Here is a 17,829-nt window from a genome sequence, read left to right on the forward strand (position 1 = left end):
ACCCGGATGGGCGCGGTGTTCCGGGTACGCCTCAGGCGTAGACGTGGGGCGCGAGCGTGCCGACTTCCCGGAGGTTGCGGAACTTCTCCGCGTAGTCGAGGCCGTAGCCCACGACGAACTCGTTGGGGATGTCGAAACCGACCCACTTGACGTCGATCTCGACCTTGGCCGCCTCGGGCTTGCGCAGGAGGGTGCAGATCTCCACGGAGGCCGGGGACCGGGACTCGAGGTTGGCCCTGATCCACGACAGCGTCAGGCCGGAGTCGACGATGTCCTCGACGATCAGCACGTGCTTGCCGGTGATGTCGGTGTCGAGGTCCTTGAGGATGCGGACGACACCGGACGACTTGGTGCCGGAGCCGTAGGACGACACGGCCATCCAGTCGACGGGAGCCGTGCCGGGCAGCGCGCGCGACAGGTCGGCCATCACCATGACGGCTCCCTTGAGCACCCCCACCAGCAGCAGGTCCTTGCCGTCGTACTCCGCCCAGATCTCCGCGGCCAGCTCGTCGAGCCTGGCGTGGATCTCCTCCTCGGTGATGAGGACCTTCTCGAGATCGGCTCCCATGTGGGCAGCGTCCACGGCTTGAACTCCCTTGTCGTCGGCTTGGTTGTCCGGCTCGGTGGTCGGCTCGGGCTATTCAACCCGAGCGGGTGGCGCGATGGATACCCGGCCGGCCGACCGGCTGGCGAGCAGGGGTCCGGGCAGGCTGATCGGGCCCTGCCCGTGCCAGTCCGTGAGCAGCGCGTCGCACGCCTCGGTATGCCGCGTGCTCACCTGTCCGCCCGGCGCGCCGGCGGCCAGGACCAGCCGCCGCCACACGCGGGTGCGCACGGGGCGGGGCAGCGCGAGCATCGCGTCCACCCCCACTCCGACCGGTTCGAGGTGGACGCGCCGGGATTCCCCGGCGTTTTCACCTCGAACCGGGAAGGGAGGGAGCAGGGTGGCGACCGCTTCGTCGGCGAGGGCGTCGAGATGGTCGGCGTCCTCGCGCAGCTGGTCGGCCGTGCGGGCCAGCGCGGCCGCGACCCCGGGACCGAGGTCGCGCTCCAGGTCGACGAGCGCGCGGCGGGCGCGGACCCGCGTGAAGGCGGGGTCCTCGTTCATCGGGTCGTCCCACCACGGGAGCCCTTCGGCGGCGCAGGACGCACGGGTCTGCTCCCTCGTCACGCCCAGGAGGGGACGCCGCAACCGGTCGCGGGCCCGCGGCATACCGGCGAGGGACCGGGCGCCGGCACCCCGGGTGAGGCCGAGCAGCACCTGCTCGGCCTGGTCGTCGCGGGTGTGCCCCAGCAGCACCAGCGTGGCGCCGGTCTCACGGGCGACGTCCTCGAGGGCGGCGTAGCGCGCGTCGCGGGCCGCGGCCTCGAGACCGCCACCGCCCGTGACCGACGCCCGCCGCAGCACCACGGGATCGAGGCCGAGGGCGCGGCACTGGTCGTGGACGGCAGCGGCGACGTCGGGGGAGCCCGGCTGGAGCCCGTGGTCGACGACGACGGCACCGACGCGGACCGCGAGCTTGGGCGCCTCGAAGACGGCTGCGGCGGCGAGGGCCAGCGAGTCCGCTCCCCCGCTGCAGGCCACGAGGACCAGGTCGCCCGGGTCGCACTCCCCCAGCACGGCGCGGACGGCGGACCGGACAGCGGCCGTGGCCGGGTGGGGGCCGGTCACCGGAGCCCCTTCCCGCAACCTGGGCGCCCCAGAGGGCGCCCAGGTTGCGGGGTCAGGCGTGGACGCGGGCGACCCATGCCGAGGGCGTCTCGATCTCGGCAGGCTTGGGGAGCGTCTCCGGCGACTCCCAGACGCGGTTGAAGCCGTCGAAGCCGACCTGGTCGACCACCGAGCGCACGAAGACGGCCCCGTCCCGGTACTGCCGCATCTTGGCCTCGAGGCCGAGCAACCGGCGCAGCACCCGGTCGAACGCCCCGACGCCCTTGCGACGCTCGTTGAACCGGCTGCGGATCTGCGCGACCGAGGGGATCACCTGGGGCCCGACCTCGTCCATGACGACGTCGGCGTGCCCCTCCAGCAGCGACATCACTGCGGTGACCTCGGCGAGCTGGGCACGCTGCTCGGGCGTGGCGATCAGGTCGGTGAGGCCCGCACCACCGGCCTTGAGGGCCTCGGGCAGCTGGTTGCCGAGCCGGGACAGGGTCTCCTGCAGCGACTCGGGGTCGGGCACCAGGTCGGTCGCCAGCGTGCGCACGCGCTCGATCATGTGGTCGCGCAGCCACGGGACCGCGGTGAACTGCACCCGGTGGGTCTCCTCGTGCATGCACACCCACAGGCGGAAGTCGGCCGGGTCGACCCGCAGCTCGCGCTCGACCTGCACGAGGTTGGGCGCGACGAGCATCAGCTGGGGGGTGCCGCCCGGGGCGAGGTCGTACTGGCCGAGCACCTTGCTCGACATGAAGGCCAGCAGCGCGCCCGCCTCTCCGCCGGTGACCTTGCCACCGATGGCCTGCACGGTCGGGTGCGGCGCGGACTTCTGCCCGTCCACGAGCTTGCCGAACACCGGGTCCATCAGGGCGGACATCGAGTCGGCGTTGAGCGAGATCCAGGTGCCGCGGTCGACGACCACCGGTTTCGGGGCGTCGCCGGGGGCGTGCAGACGAGCCGTCTCCGCGACCGGCTGCTGGGCGGCCGCGGCCGCGGCGCGCACCGAGGCGACGACCTCAGCGGCCTCCGCTCCGGTCACCTTCGGCCCAGCCGGGACGAGGCGGGCACCGGTGGCCTTGGCGAACTGCCAGTCGACATAGCGGGTGACGTGCGGTGCTGAGGCGTCGGACACGGTCATCCCCTCACGGTAGGTCAGGGACACCCGCAGGTCGCGAGCACCGCCACGAAGCGGTCCAACGCGGCCCGGGCGTTGAGGGTTCCGACCCCCCCGGGAAGCCGGTCGGCCTGCACGACGTAGGACAGCACCCGTCCATCGGCGTCGATCACCGTCCCGGCCATCGCACTGGTCCCGGTGAGGGTGCCGGTCTTCGCCCGCGCCAGCCCAGCGACGGCATGGGTGTTCTTCGCCTGGAAGCGCTCGGCCAGCGTGCCCGTCAGCCCGGCGACCGGCAGCTTCGAGAGGGTGTCCTGCAGCGTCGGGACCGAGCCGTCCGCCCCGAGCTGGAGCACGTCGGACAGCACCTGGGGAGGGATCGCCTGACCGGCGGTGAGCCCGCTGGTGTCCTTGAGCGTGACGCCGGTGAGGTCCACCCCCTGGGCCTCGACGGCCTTGACGACGAAGGCGACGGCCGCCGCGAAGGTGGCCGCGCCGCCCTCCTTCACGGTGGCCTGCCGTGCGAGGCCTTCGGTGAGGGCGTTGTCGCTCTCGTCGAGGGCGAGGGCGAGGAGGTCACCGACCGGAGCCGACTCGACCCGCCCCAGCTCGGTGGCGTTCGCGGGCACCGGCGTGGACCAGGTGCTCTCGCGGGTCAGGGTCGCGGTGATGCCGACCTTGGCGAGCGCGGCGACGAACGCCGCCCCGGTGACGGCTTCCGGGTTGCGGGGTGCCGGGTGGTAGGGAATGGCACGCTGGCCGGCGAGACCGAGCATCGAGACGCCGCCGGTGAAACCGGCGTTGATGTCGGCCTGGCTCCATCCCGGCGCCCAGCGCGGCCCCTTGGCATAGGTGGTGTCGAGCCGCAGGGCGACCTTCGTCGTGCCGGCCGCCTGCAGGACGGCGCCCACCTGCGCGGCCAGGTCGCCGAGTCCCGCTCGTCCCTCGACGGCGGTCGGCGAGCCCCTGCCGGGGGCGAGCATGGTGTCGCCGCCGGCGACCAGGACCACCTCGGTGGGCAGGGCTCCCTGGACCACCCTGGTGGGCAGCGTCGAGAGCGGGTCGAGGGTCGTCCCCACCGCGAGGGCCGTGAGCAGCTTGGCGGTCGAGGCGGGGACGCGCGGGGTGTCGGCCGCCCTGCTGAACAGGGTCTGGCCGGTGAACGCGTCGCGGACCACCACTCCGGGACCGGGACGCAGCGCCGGGTCGGCCACCGCCGTGGCGAGCACCTTGGCCAGGGCCGCGGGGTCGGGGATGGGAGCACTGGCCGAGGCCGGCTGGAGGGGCTGCGCGGCGGTGTCGACCGTCGGGACCGACACGCTGGTGGGGGTCACCGTGCCGGTCGGGGTGGGCGTGGTCGGTGCCGCCTGCGGCTGGTCCCGGGTGAGGATGCCCGGCACGACGTCGAACACGTCGAGGGTGCCGTAGGCGACCACGAGGAGCAGGGCGACCAGCAGGGCGGTCAGGAATCGACGCACTCGACCCCCTCAGCGCTGGACTTGCGTCATACGGAACACTTAGCGGCGAGCCTAGGTCATAGGCACGCGCACCACGTCTCAGGTAGGCGCACTACGGAAGGGACATCGTCGTGGAGTTCGACGTCACCATCGAGATCCCCAAGGGGCATCGCAACAAGTACGAGGTGGACCACGAGACCGGCCGCATCCRGTTGGACCGCCTGCTGTTCACCTCGACCCGCTACCCCGCTGACTACGGCTACGTCGAGGACAGCCTCGGCGAGGACAGCGACCCGCTCGACGCGCTGGTGTTGCTGGAGGAGCCGACCTTCCCGGGCTGCCTGGTGCGGGTCCGCCCGATCGGGATGTTCCACATGCGCGACGAGGCGGGCGGCGACGACAAGATCCTCTGCGTCCCCGCCGGCGACCCCCGCCAGGCCCACATCACCGAGCTCGAGCAGGTCAGCAGCTTCGACCGACTCGAGATCCAGCACTTCTTCGAGACCTACAAGGACCTCGAGCCCGGCAAGTCCGTCGAAGGAGCCCACTGGGCGGGGCGCGAGGAGTCCGAGCGCGTGGTGCGCGAGGCGATCCAGCGCGCGAAGGACGCCGGCATGACGACGGCCCGCTGGCGCATGCCCGACGTCACCGCGGAGCCGATGTCGGAGGCCAAGCCCCCCACTGACTGACACCTGCGCGCTGCGGCGCGCAGGCTGCATACCGAGCCCCCGGGGCGACCTCGCGTCGTCGTGGGGGCTCGGTGCGTCCCAGGGTATGCCGCGTGGTCACCCACGCGAATCCCGCTGCGGCACAAGACGCCCGCACGCGTAACGCCCTGCCTGACCCGTCCGTCTTCTCGGTGATGTTCCCCCGGTGCCCTACGGCACACCATCACCAGCAGCGCCCCTCGCGGGCCGAAGGAGACGACATGTCCACTCGCAGGGCAGTCCTGAAGCGGCTGGGCGCAGGCGCCCTCCTCACGACCGGAGTCGCGGTCGCAGGGTCCTCATCGGCGCAGGCCGCCACGATCGGCGACGAGATCCTCCTCGACTCCTACCCCGGGACCGACGACCAGAAGCTCACCGCGGCCCTCGATGCGGCCCGCGGCTCGAGCCCGCGTCGGCCGATCCGCCTCGCGGCACGGAGCCACACGTTCAGCGCGACCCGCACGACGTTCAGCGGCCTGCGGATCCTCGGGCCCAACCTCGGGTGGCAGAACCCGGAGATCAGCGGCACGAGCGGCGCCCTCCCGCAGTGCACCGTCACGCTGAACTGTGGCAACGGAGCCAGCTCCTGGCTGGTGGGCACCGCGACGACCTATGACGTGACGGTGGCGGGGATCTGCTTCAAGTCCTCCAACGGGGTCACGCAGTTCTACCACCACCCCTACAGCGCGGGGACGTCCTACGCGACCCGTCTCGACTCGCTCACCTTCTACGGCTTCAAGCACGTCCTCGGCACTCCGGCCGACCCGTTCGCGGCCACCCTCAACACGTGGGCGGGCGACTGGACCGTCGTCGGCGTCCAGGACACGCAGTTCTCGTTGCGGGGCTCCGACAACTGGTTCTGCCCGTCGTCCATGAACTACGGATGGGTCGGCGCCAACGGCGGGCGCTACCTCATGCGGTTCTCCAACGTCATGAAGACCAGCGTCAAGAACCTCTACCTGACCGCACGAGGCGGGTCGCGCGGGATCCTCGTCGAGGGGACGCCGTCGCAACAGGGCGGCCTCGCCTTCTCCGACTGCGTGGTGGAGGGCGAGAACGCGGGCGACCCGGCCATGGGTGCCCTCATCGTCGTCAAGGGCGGTGGGGTCTCGTTCACCAACACCCGGCTGAACTTCGGGATGGCGCGCCCCACCGACTACACCGACCAGCGGGACACGGCGCTGGTCATGGTGCAGGGGGGCGTGTGCCTGCTCACCAACACGTGGGTCAACCGCGCCACGGCCACGACCGAGGAGGTCCCCGTCGTCGCCGTGTCAGGCGGGGAGGTCCACGTCTCGACGCTCATCGGCATGGGAGGCAACTGGACCGGCAAGCCGAAGGCAGCCCGGACCGGCGGCGTCCTCGTCACGGACACGACGGTCGCCGCTGCCTGAGCGCCGACCACACGGTGGCGCGGACTACGGGCGGCCGCCGTACGACACGAGGTCCGAGCGGTAGATCGAGGCGTAGCGGACGTCGGCGCCCGTGTAGGGAGCCTCGATCATCTGGCCGTCGCCGATGTAGAGACCGACGTGGTGGCTGGTGGGACCCGAGCTGCCGTAGAAGACGAGGTCGCCGGGTCGCAGGTCGCTGATCGCCACGCGGGCGGTCTCGTCCCACTGGGCGCCGGTGTAGTGCGACAGGTTGACGCCGGCCCGCTGCCAGGCGCGCATGGTCAGTCCGGAGCAGTCGAAGCTGTCCGGGCCGGCGCCGCCCCACTGGTAGGGCTTGCCGACCTGCGCGCGAGCGTAGGCGATGACGGCGGAGACGCCTCCGTTGGTCGACGGCGGCGGGGGCGGGGGGTTCTCCGGTTGCGGCCTCGGGCGGGGGTTGTTCTGCGCGGCAGCTGCTTCCGCGGCCTGGGCAGCAGCCCTCTGGCGCGCGGCCTCGGCGGCGGCCCGGGCAGCGGCAGCCCTGGCCTCACGCTTGGCAGCCGCGGTGCGAGCAGCCTTCGCGCGCTCGGCGGCGAGCTGGGCCTGGCGGGCGGCCTCGGCGGCTGCGGCCCGAGCCGCTGCGGCCGCGGCCAGTCCGTCCTGTCGCTGCCGCTCGAGCGCGACCGAGGTCTTGCGCAAGGTGGCGAGCTGGGCGGTGAGGGAGGTCTGCTGCTGCTGGATCTCGGCGGCTGCGGCCTGCGCCTGGTCGGCCTGAGCCTGGGCGGCGTTGCGGGCGGCCTCCGCGGCCTGGGCGGCCTTGACCTGGGCGGCCTCGGCCTGGGCGGCCTGCTGACGCATGGTGTCGGCGACGATCGACGCGGCGCCCGCCCGCTGGAGGCTCTGGGCCCGCGCGTCGCTGACCGCCTCGAGCGCGGTGGCCCGGTCCATCAGGTCCTGCGGACCGGTGCTCGACAGGTAGGCCTCGAGCTCACCGAGGTTGCCGCCCTGCTGGTAGACGCTGGCGGCGTAGCGGCGCACCTGGAGTCCCGCGGCGTCGGCGACCTGCTGCGCCTGGGCGGCGCGCTTCTTGGCCGCGGCCGTCTCGGCCGAGCGGCGGTCGAGCTCGTAGCGCGCTCCGTTGTACGCCTCGGCAGCGGCGCCGGCGGCGTCCTGTACCTGGGCCAGGCGCGCGCTCGCAGCCACGTACTGCGCGTCGAGGCTGGCGATCTTGCCGCTCGTCGTGGTGACCGCGGTCTTGGCCCGGGCGACCTGGGCCTTCGAGGGGTACACCGGGTCGGCCGTGGCGGTCAGGGCCATCGACACCGCGAGGACGCCAACCATCGACAGCGTCGCGCCGGTGCGCAGGACGCGGCGAGCGGGGTGGGCCTTCGGCACGGGGAATGCCTCTCGAGTCGTGGTCCGGGGCTCTGGAAGGGGGCCGACCGGGGTGAACAGTGACAGCCGGACGAGACTAGAGCCGGCCTTTCACTCACAACACTCTCGTCACACAAATCCCACGCCTTACAGCCCCTTCCGGGAAATGACAGGCCTGTCATTCGCGGAGTTACACGAATGTCTTTCAGCAGGTGATCCCCCTGCTTCGATCAGGTGTCCAGAAATGGTCTCGAATCGATAACGAAATCGGCGTTTTCGCAGGTGGGAGCCCCTGAACGGGCAAATCGGCAGCCCTCCGCCAGACCAGCGATCCGGTCCCAAACCACGCGATTTCCCCCACCGTCAGGCAACCGACGAGAAGGACGGCGGTCAGGGAGTGATCGACTCCCCGGCACGCAGCGCCTCGTAGGCGTCGGGATCGCTCTCCCGCAGGGCTCGGCGGGTCTTGCGGCGATAGCGCAGGATCTGCACGACTCCAGCGCCCCAGACGAGGTACTGGACCGACATGGCGGCCCGGAAGGTGTCCACGTCGTAGGTGCTCGGACCGCCCGGAGCGACCCGGTCGAGGATGATGCCGATCAGCGTCACGGTGGACAGCGACGCGAGGAAGCCACCGACGTTGACGATGCCGGTGGCGCTCCCGAGGCGGGTGGGCGGGTTGAAGGTGCGGGCCAGGTCGAAGCCGACCAGCGACCCCGGGCCGCCCACCGCCGTGATGACGACCAGCAGCACCAGCAAGGGCAGGGGCGCCCGTCCGGGCCACAGCAGCACGACTCCCCAGACGGTCATGATCGCGAAGACGATCACGAGGATGAGGGTCGAGCGCGAGAACGGGTACTTGGTGACGAACCCTCCGATGAGCGGGCTGGTCACCACGGTCGTCACGGTCATCAGCATGAGGAGGGTGCCGGCCGTCGAAGGCGAGAGCCCTTGTCCCGCAACGAGAAACGGATACCCCCAGAGCAGCGCGAACACCGTGGCGCCGAACTGGGCCGAGAAGTGCGACCAGAGGCCCAGCCTCGTGCCCGGCGTGCGCCAGGCGGCACGCACGCTGCGCGCGAGGGCGCGGACCTTGATCTGGTCGAGCTCGTGGTCGGGGTTCGGCGAGTCGCGCACGACGACCATGACGATCGCCCCCAGGACGACGCCGAACAACGCGGCTGTGCGGTAGGACGGCGTCCAGCCCCAGGTGTGCAAGGCGTAGACCAGTGGGGTGGCCGCGACCAGCGCCCCCACCTGGCCCAGCAGCCCGGTCAGCTGGGACACCATGGGGATCCGCAGGGGTGGGAACCACAGGGCGACGATCCTCAGCAGGGGGATGAAGATCATGGCGTCACCGATGCCCACGAAGACGCGCGCGACGATCCCGATGGCGAACGAGTCGGCATACGCGAAACCCAGCTGGGCCACCGTCATCAGGGTGACGCCAGTCAGCAGCAGGCGCTTGGAGCCGAAGCGGTCGAGCAGCGCCCCGACCGGGATCTGCATCGCTGCGTAGACGAGCAGCTGCACCATCGTGAAGACCGACAGCTGGGTGGCCGCGATGTCGAACCGCTCGCTGGCCAGCAGCCCGGCGACGCCGAGCGAGCTGCGGTGGAAGACCGCGAGGACGTAGATCGAGACCGACGCGGCATACACGATCCATGCCCGCCGCCCGCCGAGGGGGAACTGGGGGGCGGGTCTGGTCACGCCCCATTGTCCCGCACCACGCGGTCGGCGTGGTCCGGGGGTGCCGGGCGGGTAGGTTCACGGGGTGGAGGAGTTCACCCGGGACGGCCTGGTCTTCGACGTCAGCGACAGCGGCGACGGCGAGGAGATCGCCGTGCTCCTCCACGGCTGGCCACAGGACCGCCACACCTGGTCGCAGGTGACTCCCCTGCTCGTCGACGCAGGCCTGCGCGTGGTCGCCTTCGACCAGCGCGGCTACTCCCCCAGGGCGCGGCCCACCGGCCGGGGCGCCTACCGCATGGACGAGCTGGTCGCTGACGTCCTCGCCCTCCTCGACGAGCTCGGCGCCCCTCGGGTGCACCTGGTGGGCCACGACTGGGGAGGCTCGGTCGCGTGGGCCCTCGCCGAGCGCCACCCCGAGCGCCTGCGCAGCCTCACGGTCGTGTCGACGCCGCACCACCGCGCCATCGCCTGGGCGATGCGCCACGGCGACCAGGCCCGCCGCAGCTGGTACATGGCCGCCTTCCAGCTCCCGGTCGTGCCCGAGCTGGTGCTCCGGCGCCGGCTCGCGCAGGCCCTTCGCCGCTCGGGGCTGCCGGAGCAGCACGCGCAGAGGTATGCCGCCCGCTTCCGGGAGCCCGGCGCGGCGACTGCCAGCCTGGCTTGGTATCGCGCGATTCCCTTGCAGCGCAACGCTTCTGGTCCCTCAACTGCCCATCGCATCTCCACCCCCACGTCCTACGTCTGGGGTCGGCACGACTCCGCGCTGGGACGAGCCGCCGCGACACGGACCCGCGACCACGTGGCCGCCGACTACACGTTCACCGAGCTCGACGCCGGCCACTGGATCCCCGAGACCCACCCAGAGAAGGTCGCAGCCGCGGTCCTCGAGCGGCGACGCACCCTGCCGCAGTAGATTCGCGTCAGGAGGTGGGCGATGAGCGGTGGCACTGGCCTGGCCCAGGTGGCGCAGTACGCGCAGGACCTCGACCGCGCGGCGGCCTTCTACGAGCGGCTGCTCGGCACGGCACCCCTGGCGCGGTTCGACCCACCCGGGCTGCTGTTCTTCGCCCTCGGTGAAGGCACCCGCCTCCTGCTCGAGGAGGGCGCCACCTCCGCCCTGCTCTACCTCAAGGTGGACGACGTCCCCACGCGGGTGGAGGAGCTCCGGTCCGACGGGGTCGTCATCGAGGCAGAGCCCCACATCATCTTCAGCCACACCGACGACACCCTCGGCCCGCACGGGCAGGACGAGTGGATGGCGTTCATCCGCGACAGCGAGGACAACCTCGTCGGGCTGGTCAGCCACGCCCCGAGGGCAGAGGGCTGACCACCTCGGCCCCCCTCCCCGACCACGCGCTGGTCGTCCTGGTCGGGCCCAGCGGCTCGGGGAAGTCCACCTGGGCCGCGCGGCACTACCGCCAGCAGGAGATCGTGTCCTCCGACGCCCTGAGGGCGGTGGTCGGCAGCGGTGAGGCGGACCTCGACGCCTCTGCGGACGCCTTCGCGCTCCTCCACCAGATCGTCGCTGGGCGAGCCCGTCGGGGCCTCACCGTCGTGGTCGACACCCTAGGACTCGACCCAGACCTCCGCGACCGGCTCCGAGAGCAGGGCAGGGCAGTCGGACTGCGTTGCGTCGCAGTGTTGTTCGACGCCCCTGAGACCGTGTGCCGAGCCCGCAACGCCAGCCGTGACCGTCCGGTCCCAGCGCGAGTGCTGGGCCAGCAGCTCGCCGCATTCTCCCGGGCACGCGAGGCCGTCGCCGCCGAAGGCTGGGACGAGGTCCGCACGGTCGTGCACGAGGCTCCCCAGGCGCCGTCGAGGACGCCCCCGCGACCGGCACCCACGTCGCACCCTGGTGAGCAGGAGCCACCGGCCCGCTCGAGGCAGGCCGGCCCGGAGGTCGTGCTCCAGGTGTCGAGGTTTCCCTGGGGTTCCGACCCGGCCGGCTGGCTGCGCTCGATCGCCCTCGCCGCCGACCACCACGGGTTCGCCGGCATCGCGCTGATGGACCACCTGATCCAGATCCCCCAGGTGGACCGGGCGTGGGAGCCGATCCCCGAGCCGTGGGTGACGCTGGGCCTGCTCGCCGGCCTCGACACCGACCTGCGGCTCGGGACCCTGGTGTCGCCGGTCACCTTCCGTGCGCCCGGGATCATCGCGAAAACCGTTGCCACGCTTGATGTCCTCTCGGGTGGACGAGCCTTCGTGGGACTCGGAGCCGGGTGGTGGGAGCGGGAGCACCAGGCCTTCGGACTCCCCTTCCCGCCCGCCGGCGAGCGCCTGGACCAGCTGGAGGCCTGCATCGAGACCCTCCGTGCGCTGTGGGACAAGGGCACCAAGGCGTATGCCGGCACGCGCGTCTCCCTGCCGGAGACCACGGCATACCCTCGGCCGGTCGGGCGACCACAGGTGGTCGTGGGCGGCTCCGGCGAGCGTCGCACGCTTCGCATCGCGGCCGCGCACGCGGATGCGTGCAACCTGCCCAGCGACGAGGAGGTGCTCGCCCGGAAGCTGGCCGTGCTGCGGGCACACTGTGCCGACCTCGGTCGCGATCCGTCGGAGGTGGCGGTGACCGTGCTCGACCTCCCGGTGGTCGGCGCCGACCGCGACGACACGTGGCGACGTGTCGAGCGGTTGCGTGGACGCACGGCAGCCGCACCGTTTGCCAAGCGACACCACGCCGGGGAGGCGCAGACGCACCGCGCTCGCTACCGCCGGCTCGCCCAGGAGTTCGGGGTCAGCACGGTCTTCGTGGGGCTACCCGACCTCGAGGGACCTGACGACGTGGCGCGGCTCGCCCCGGTGATCGACCGCGGCTGAGCACCGACCCGTGGTGGACCGTGCCGGACACGACGGAGCCCGGCCGCCGTGTGGGTGGCCGGGCTCCGTCGTGAGCCGGGATGGGCGGGTCAGGCCGAGGCCTTGATCCCGGTGAGCTGGGTGAGGGCGAACTCCGTGATCCGCACGAGCGCCTGCTTGGCGGACTCGCGGTCGCGGGCATCGACCTCGATGACGGGGATGTGGGACGGGATGGCCAGCGCCTCACGGATGTCGTCGGGACCGAACTCCTGCGATCCGTCGAACTGGTTGAGCGCGACGATGAACGGCAGGCCCTTGGCCTCGAAGTAGTCGACAGCCGCGAAGCTGTCGTCGAGACGGCGGACGTCGACGAGCACGACGGCTCCGATGGCACCCTTGACCAGGTCGTCCCACATGAACCAGAAGCGACGCTGGCCAGGGGTGCCGAACAGGTAGAGAACGAGGTTCTCGGCCAAGGTGATGCGGCCGAAGTCCATCGCCACCGTGGTGGTGTGCTTCTGCTGCACCTTGGAGATGTCGTCCTGGCCCTCGGACTCGTTGGTGACGAGTGCCTCGGTGCGCAGGGGGTCGATCTCGGAGACGGCACCAACGAAGGTGGTCTTGCCGACGCCGAAGCCGCCGGCCACGACAATCTTCGTCGAGGCGCTGTTGCGGTTAGAGGGCGCGTAGTCCACTGAGTGTCCTTTCAATCAGTTCACGTCGTTCGTCGGATGTCGTGTTTTCGGAGATGGTGGTGCGCGTCTTCAGGTGACCCGCGGTGACCAGGTCACCGAGGAGCACGCGGGCGACGCCGAGTGGGATGTGCAGCTTTGCCGAGACCTCGGCCACCGACTCGGTGGCCGCGCACAGCTCGATGATCCGGCCCGAGAGGTCGCCTTCGGGCCAAGTCGCGGAGCGGCCGGACGGCAACACCTCGAACGTGGCCTCGATGGGGAGGTCGACCACGGACTCGGTCCGTCCTGACGTCAACGCGTACGGTCGGACCAGGCGGGGGCCTGCCGACACGTCGCGTCCGTCTGGCGCCATGGGACTAGCCCGTCATCGGGGTCCGGGCCGACGCGTCGATCATCTTGCCGACGCGGTCAACCAGAACCGCCATCTCGTAGCCGACCTGACCGATGTCAGAGTCGGTGCTGGTGAGTGCTGCCAGGTGCGAGCCGTCTCCGACACTCATGAGGAGCAGGTAACCCAGCTCCATCTCGATGACGGACTGCAGGACCGTGCCACCCTGGAACAGGCGAGCCGCACCAGAGGCGAGGCTGGCCATGCCCGAGGCCACGGCTGCCATCTGCTCGGCCCGGTCCACGGGGAGCTGCTCGCTGGCGGCCATGGGAAGCCCGTCGGCCGAGACCAGGATGGCGTGTGACACGCCAGGGGTCTCGGTCGCGAACTTGGCCACGAGCCAGTCGTACTCGCCCTTGGGCTGGGCCATGGCGTCAGTGGTGAACATCGGCTTCCTCTCGGTGTGTTCCATCTTGTGCCTCGGTGCGAGCGGAGCTCACACCGTTCTTGTGGCGGTTGAGGTTGCGGCGGATCGCTTCGGGATCACGTCGCGATGCTGCGGGGGCAGCGGGCTTCTCGTCGGCCTCGTCGATCGCACCGGGGATCAGGAAGTTCCCCGGACGACGCTTCGGGAGACCGGCTGCGGACTCTTCCAGGGGTTGGGTCTCCTCGATCCGTGCGGCGGCGGACCACGCCTGGTCAGCCTCGTTGGTGGACCATGACGTCGCTGCTTGCGTCGGTCCGGAGTCGTCGGTCAGCCAGCGGGACATCATCGCCCGGAAGATGGGGGTGTCGTTGAGGTTGCCGCTCGGCGCTTCCGCCGGCTCGGCTTCCGTGACGACGTCGGCCTCGGCCTCGGCAACGACCGGCTCGACGTGCTCGGGCTCGACGTGCTCCGACTCGGCCAGCTCGGGCTCGACGTGCTCGGGCTCGACGTGCTCGGGCTCGACGTGCTCSGSCTCGACGTGCTCGGKCTCGACGTGCTCGGTCTCGACGTGCTCGGGCTCGACGTGCTCGGACTCGACGGGGAGGACCTCGGTGGTTTCCTCGGCCGGCTGCTCGGCGACCTCGGCGGCGGGCGCCTCCGTGGTCTGCTCGGCCGCCTGGGCGGGCTCGACGACCTCCGCGACGGGCGCCTCTGCGACAGGCTCCTCGACGACCGGAGCCGCCTCGGCCACCTCGGCCGCCGCCACGTCGCGAGCCCGACGAGCGCCGAAGAACGACGTGTTGTGGGCACGCACCCGCGGGCGCGAGCTCGGGGCCTCGGCTTCCTGGAGACCGGCGCTCGCGGAGGCCGTGGCACCGGGGACGCGGGTCGGGAGCGAACCGGCCTCGGCGGTAGCGGGAGCCTCGAGGACCTGGGTGCTGTCGACCGGTGCGGCGACCTCGGCCTCGGCGACCGTGGCCTCCGGAGCGTCGGCGACCTCGGCCTGCTCGGTGGGGGCCTCGGCGACCTTCGCCCCGGCGGTGTCGACCTGGGCCTCGGCCACCCACTCCGCGGGCACGTGGATCTCGGCGCCAGCGTCGGTGTTCTCGGTGGACACAGTGGGCTCGGTCGCCGCGGGCTCGGCAGCCGGGGCAGCCTCACCGAGCTCGCGCGCCTTGGAGGCCTCGACGAGCTTGGCGCGGTGGTCCAGCCAGGCCGACAGGTTGGACGGCATCTGACGGGGCTCGCTGGCCTGGGCCTCGGCTTCGAGGCGGGCAGCCTCGGCCGCCGCCTTGGCCCGACCCGGGAGCCAGCTCAGCCGACCCTTGGCTGCGGGGGCGTCCGACCTCGCGGCGGCCTTGTCGGAGCTCGTGTCCGCCTGCTCGGTGGAGGGGGCGTCCTCGAACTCCCGGTACTCGGTGATGCCGGTGGCCCGCGGCTTGCGGACGGGGAGGCCCGCGGCGGAACGCTGGGGCTCGGTCGCCTCGGCCTGCGGGGCGTCGGACTTCGCGTCCGTCGTGGCGTCGGACTTCGCGTCCGTCGTGGCGTCGGACTTCTCGTCCGTCGTGGCGTCGACCTTCTCGTCAGCCTTGGCGTCGACCTTCTCCTCGGCCTTGGCGGCTGCCGGGGTGGCCGCCTTCGCGTCCTCGACCTCGGCGGCCCCGCCCTGCTCCTCGACCGGCGCGTCGACGGGGGTCGAGCCGTTGACCGGCGCGTCGACCGTGCCGACCTCGTCGACCTTGGCCGACGTGCCGTTGACCGGCGGGGTCTCGGAGTGGCCGTTGGTGGCTGCCTTCTCCTCGGCTGCCCCCGACCCCTCGATGACGGGCTTGGCCGGCGCCTGGATGGCGTTCGCGGCCGTCGGGCCGTGCGCGCCGGGCGTCCGGGTGGGGAGCTTCTTGGCCGCGTCGGTGACGGGGCTGGGCGTGGCGCCGCTGGCTCCGCGGACCCGGGTCGGCAGGCCTGCCTTGGTGGTGCCACCGACCGCGGACGTCGGGGTCGTGGGAGCCGGCGCGGCAGCCGCGGGGGCGGCGGCCGCGGCGGCAGCCGGGCGGACCGGACGCTCGCCCTTGGCACTGTCGGCCAGGAGGCCGGCCGGCAGGTGGACCGACACGGTGATGCCCTGCTTGTCGTCGCCGTTGCGGCGCAGGCGGACGGCGATACCGTGCCGCTTCGCGAGGCTGCCGACCACGAACAGACCCATCCGACGTGCGGTGTCGGCGGTGATGTCCCCGCCGTGCGCGAGCTGGTCGTTGAGCGCCGCGAGGTCCTTCGGCGGCATACCGAGGCCACGGTCGGCGACCTCGATGAGGAGGCCACCCTCCGGCGTACGCGCACCACGGATCGCCACACGAGAGGTGGGCGGGGAGTAGGACAGGGCGTTGTCGACGATCTCGGCGACCAGGTGGATGAGGTCGGAGCCGACCGCACCGAGCACGTGGTCGTTGGAGGTGTCGCCGATGTCGATGCGCTCGTAGTTCTCGACCTCGGACACGGCTGCACGGACGGCGTCGGACACCGAGACCGAGCCCGACATGCCGCGACGGGTGGACGTGCCGGCCAGCACCAGCAGCGAGTCGCTGTTCCGGCGCATACGGGCGGCGAGGTGGTCGAGGCGGAAGAGGCTCTGCAGGCGCTTCGGGTCTTCCTCGTCGCTCTCGAGTCGCTCGATCAGGCTGAGCTGCTGGTCGATGAGGGAGGTGCTGCGGCGCGACAGGGTCTCGAACATGTGGCCGACCTGGACCCGGAGGCGGGCCTGGTCACCGGCCAGCGTGCGGGCCTGGGTGTGGAGGTCGTCCACGGCGCGGGCGAGCTGGCCCATCTCCTCCGTCGTGTGGACCGGGATCGGCACGAACTCGGGCAGCTCCTCACCGTCACGCATGGCGGCGACGGCCTCGGGGAGGCGGGTGTTCGCCACGTCGAGGGCACCCTGACGCACGGCGCGGATGGGGACGAGGAGGGAGCGCATCAGCGCGAGGACCAGACCGAGGGCCAGGGCGAGCGCGATGACCACGATGGCGGCGTTGAGGATCGCTTCGGCACGGTGCTGGGCGGCGCGGTCACGCAGGTTGGCCTCGAGGGAGGTGAGCTGCGAGTCCATCAGCTTGCTGTAGCCGGCGTTGCTCGACTCGAACACGGTGCCGAGGCCCGCGATCTGGGCCTTGTCCGGGGGCTGCTGCTGGAGCGTGTAGTTGCGTCGGCCGTTCTCGTTGAGGAGCTGGCGGGACGTGCCCACCTGGTCCGCCGACGCGGTGGACCGCAGTCGCGTGAGGGCCGCCGTCTCGGCACCGACCGAGCCGATCGCGCGCAGGTTGGCGGAGGCGTCGTCGGTGTTGGAGAGGTTCAGCTGCTCACCGGTCATGGCGCGCTGGGCGGCGATGGCGTCCTGGAGGGCGACGACGATCTTGGCGGAGGCCGAGTCGTCGCTCAGGCCGAGGTCGCTGACGGCGGAGGACATCAGGGTGGCGATGTTGCCGGACTTGTCGATGACGATGTCGGAGAACTCGCTCTGGGTCTTCGCGGTGCGGACCGCCTGGCCGAGGGCCAGGGCGTCGCGGCCGCTCTGCCGCACCGAGTCCGGCACGCCGTCAGCTTTCAGGGCGATACGGAGGTCGGCCGCTGCGGACTCGTACTTGGTGATGGCGGCGATGACACCGCCGCCGCCGACGCTCCCGGCTGCGGCGAGGCGCTGGACTGCGAGGTTGTAGTTGACGACGGGGCGGATGACCAGAACGGTGTCGGCTGCCTGGGACAGCTGGCGCGAGGAGTCGAAGTCGTTCTTGACGCGCAGGCCACCGAAGACGAAGGCGAGGAGCACGGGCAGGACGATCGCGGCTGCAAGCTTCCGGCGCAGGGGCCAGTGACCGAACGACCAGCGTTGGGGGACACGGCCAGCCGCCGACTGCAGTCTGGACACGGAGCCACCTTCCTCACGACACACGAAGCTTGATTGAAGACATTCTTGGGTGAACGGAAACATACGGGTGCTTACGCAGAGGCTGGATAGTCCTCGGAGGCCAGTTGGCACGTTTGGCCTGCGCACAACTGACCGAACGGACTAGGCCCCCTCGGAGAGCCAAACCAGCATGGCATCGGGGTCGGCGGTATAGGAGGGGTCCGCCGACGAAAATGCGGAGGCCGGCACAGCGTTTGACCTCGGTTGCCTGTGACGGGCTCCAGTGGCCGCATCGCCGACGGGCTCGG

15 protein-coding genes are annotated in these 17,829 nt (G+C 71.6%); 5 read left to right on the forward strand and 10 right to left on the reverse strand.

The window, feature by feature from the left end:
• Positions 1-31 precede the first annotated feature (31 nt).
• Genes hpt through AC1DX8_RS14550 form a run of 4 tightly spaced genes read right to left on the reverse strand, consistent with a single transcriptional unit; the run spans position 32 to position 4,252 of the window.
• Entirely contained in the window at positions 32-583 is a 552-nt protein-coding gene (gene hpt / locus AC1DX8_RS14535; protein WP_477630641.1) for a hypoxanthine phosphoribosyltransferase, read from the reverse strand.
• 54 nt (positions 584-637) lie between these two features.
• On the reverse strand, positions 638-1,672 hold the full coding sequence (tilS, locus tag AC1DX8_RS14540) for a tRNA lysidine(34) synthetase TilS (RefSeq protein ID WP_477630642.1): 1,035 nt from the start codon (positions 1,670-1,672) through the stop codon (positions 638-640).
• Between the two features lie 52 nt (positions 1,673-1,724).
• On the reverse strand, positions 1,725-2,798 hold the full coding sequence (locus AC1DX8_RS14545; protein ID WP_477630643.1) for a zinc-dependent metalloprotease: 1,074 nt from the start codon (positions 2,796-2,798) through the stop codon (positions 1,725-1,727).
• A gap of 14 nt (positions 2,799-2,812) precedes the next feature.
• The gene (locus tag AC1DX8_RS14550) at positions 2,813-4,252 is read right to left on the reverse strand and encodes a D-alanyl-D-alanine carboxypeptidase/D-alanyl-D-alanine-endopeptidase (RefSeq protein WP_477630644.1); all 1,440 of its coding nucleotides are present in this window, start codon (positions 4,250-4,252) and stop codon (positions 2,813-2,815) included.
• 110 nt (positions 4,253-4,362) lie between these two features.
• On the opposite strand from AC1DX8_RS14550, the gene AC1DX8_RS14555 reads away from it, so the two are divergent.
• The gene (locus tag AC1DX8_RS14555; RefSeq protein WP_477630645.1) at positions 4,363-4,920 is read left to right on the forward strand and encodes an inorganic diphosphatase; all 558 of its coding nucleotides are present in this window, start codon (positions 4,363-4,365) and stop codon (positions 4,918-4,920) included.
• A gap of 239 nt (positions 4,921-5,159) precedes the next feature.
• Positions 5,160-6,332, forward strand: a complete 1,173-nt coding sequence (locus AC1DX8_RS14560; protein ID WP_477630646.1) for a hypothetical protein — start codon at positions 5,160-5,162, stop codon at positions 6,330-6,332.
• 24 nt (positions 6,333-6,356) lie between these two features.
• Here the strand turns inward: AC1DX8_RS14560 and AC1DX8_RS14565 are convergent, their stop codons facing one another.
• Both AC1DX8_RS14565 and AC1DX8_RS14570 read right to left on the reverse strand, forming a co-directional pair.
• Positions 6,357-7,706 carry a C40 family peptidase gene (locus AC1DX8_RS14565; protein ID WP_477630647.1) on the reverse strand — a complete coding sequence of 450 codons (1,350 nt, stop codon included), beginning with the start codon at positions 7,704-7,706 and terminating at the stop codon, positions 6,357-6,359.
• 369 nt (positions 7,707-8,075) lie between these two features.
• Positions 8,076-9,395 carry an MFS transporter gene (locus AC1DX8_RS14570; RefSeq protein ID WP_477630648.1) on the reverse strand — a complete coding sequence of 440 codons (1,320 nt, stop codon included), beginning with the start codon at positions 9,393-9,395 and terminating at the stop codon, positions 8,076-8,078.
• A 64-nt stretch (positions 9,396-9,459) separates the two neighbouring features.
• Between AC1DX8_RS14570 and AC1DX8_RS14575 the strand changes: the two genes are divergently transcribed.
• Genes AC1DX8_RS14575 through AC1DX8_RS14585 form a run of 3 tightly spaced genes read left to right on the forward strand, consistent with a single transcriptional unit; the run spans position 9,460 to position 12,197 of the window.
• Positions 9,460-10,290, forward strand: coding sequence for an alpha/beta fold hydrolase (locus AC1DX8_RS14575; RefSeq protein WP_477630649.1), 831 nt, complete (start codon positions 9,460-9,462; stop codon positions 10,288-10,290).
• 21 nt (positions 10,291-10,311) lie between these two features.
• Positions 10,312-10,704 carry a VOC family protein gene (locus tag AC1DX8_RS14580; RefSeq protein WP_477630650.1) on the forward strand — a complete coding sequence of 131 codons (393 nt, stop codon included), beginning with the start codon at positions 10,312-10,314 and terminating at the stop codon, positions 10,702-10,704.
• Positions 10,705-10,742: 38 nt separating this feature from the next.
• A complete protein-coding gene (locus AC1DX8_RS14585; protein WP_477630672.1) occupies positions 10,743-12,197 on the forward strand; it encodes an LLM class flavin-dependent oxidoreductase in 1,455 nt (484 codons plus the stop codon).
• Positions 12,198-12,286: 89 nt separating this feature from the next.
• Here the strand turns inward: AC1DX8_RS14585 and AC1DX8_RS14590 are convergent, their stop codons facing one another.
• The 4 genes from AC1DX8_RS14590 to AC1DX8_RS14605 form a co-directional block, all read right to left on the reverse strand.
• Positions 12,287-12,871, reverse strand: coding sequence for a GTP-binding protein (locus AC1DX8_RS14590; RefSeq protein WP_477630651.1), 585 nt, complete (start codon positions 12,869-12,871; stop codon positions 12,287-12,289).
• Complete coding sequence (locus AC1DX8_RS14595; protein WP_477630652.1) at positions 12,852-13,142, reverse strand: DUF742 domain-containing protein; 291 nt, start codon at positions 13,140-13,142, stop codon at positions 12,852-12,854. Before AC1DX8_RS14595 ends, AC1DX8_RS14590 begins: the two co-directional genes overlap by 20 nt.
• An 85-nt stretch (positions 13,143-13,227) precedes the next feature.
• Positions 13,228-13,647, reverse strand: coding sequence for a roadblock/LC7 domain-containing protein (locus AC1DX8_RS14600; RefSeq protein ID WP_255358340.1), 420 nt, complete (start codon positions 13,645-13,647; stop codon positions 13,228-13,230).
• Complete coding sequence (locus tag AC1DX8_RS14605) at positions 13,634-17,542, reverse strand: sensor histidine kinase (protein ID WP_477630653.1); 3,909 nt, start codon at positions 17,540-17,542, stop codon at positions 13,634-13,636. Before AC1DX8_RS14605 ends, AC1DX8_RS14600 begins: the two co-directional genes overlap by 14 nt.
• Positions 17,543-17,829: the final 287 nt, after the last annotated feature.

The organism is Pedococcus sp. P2_A3 (assembly GCF_056405035.1).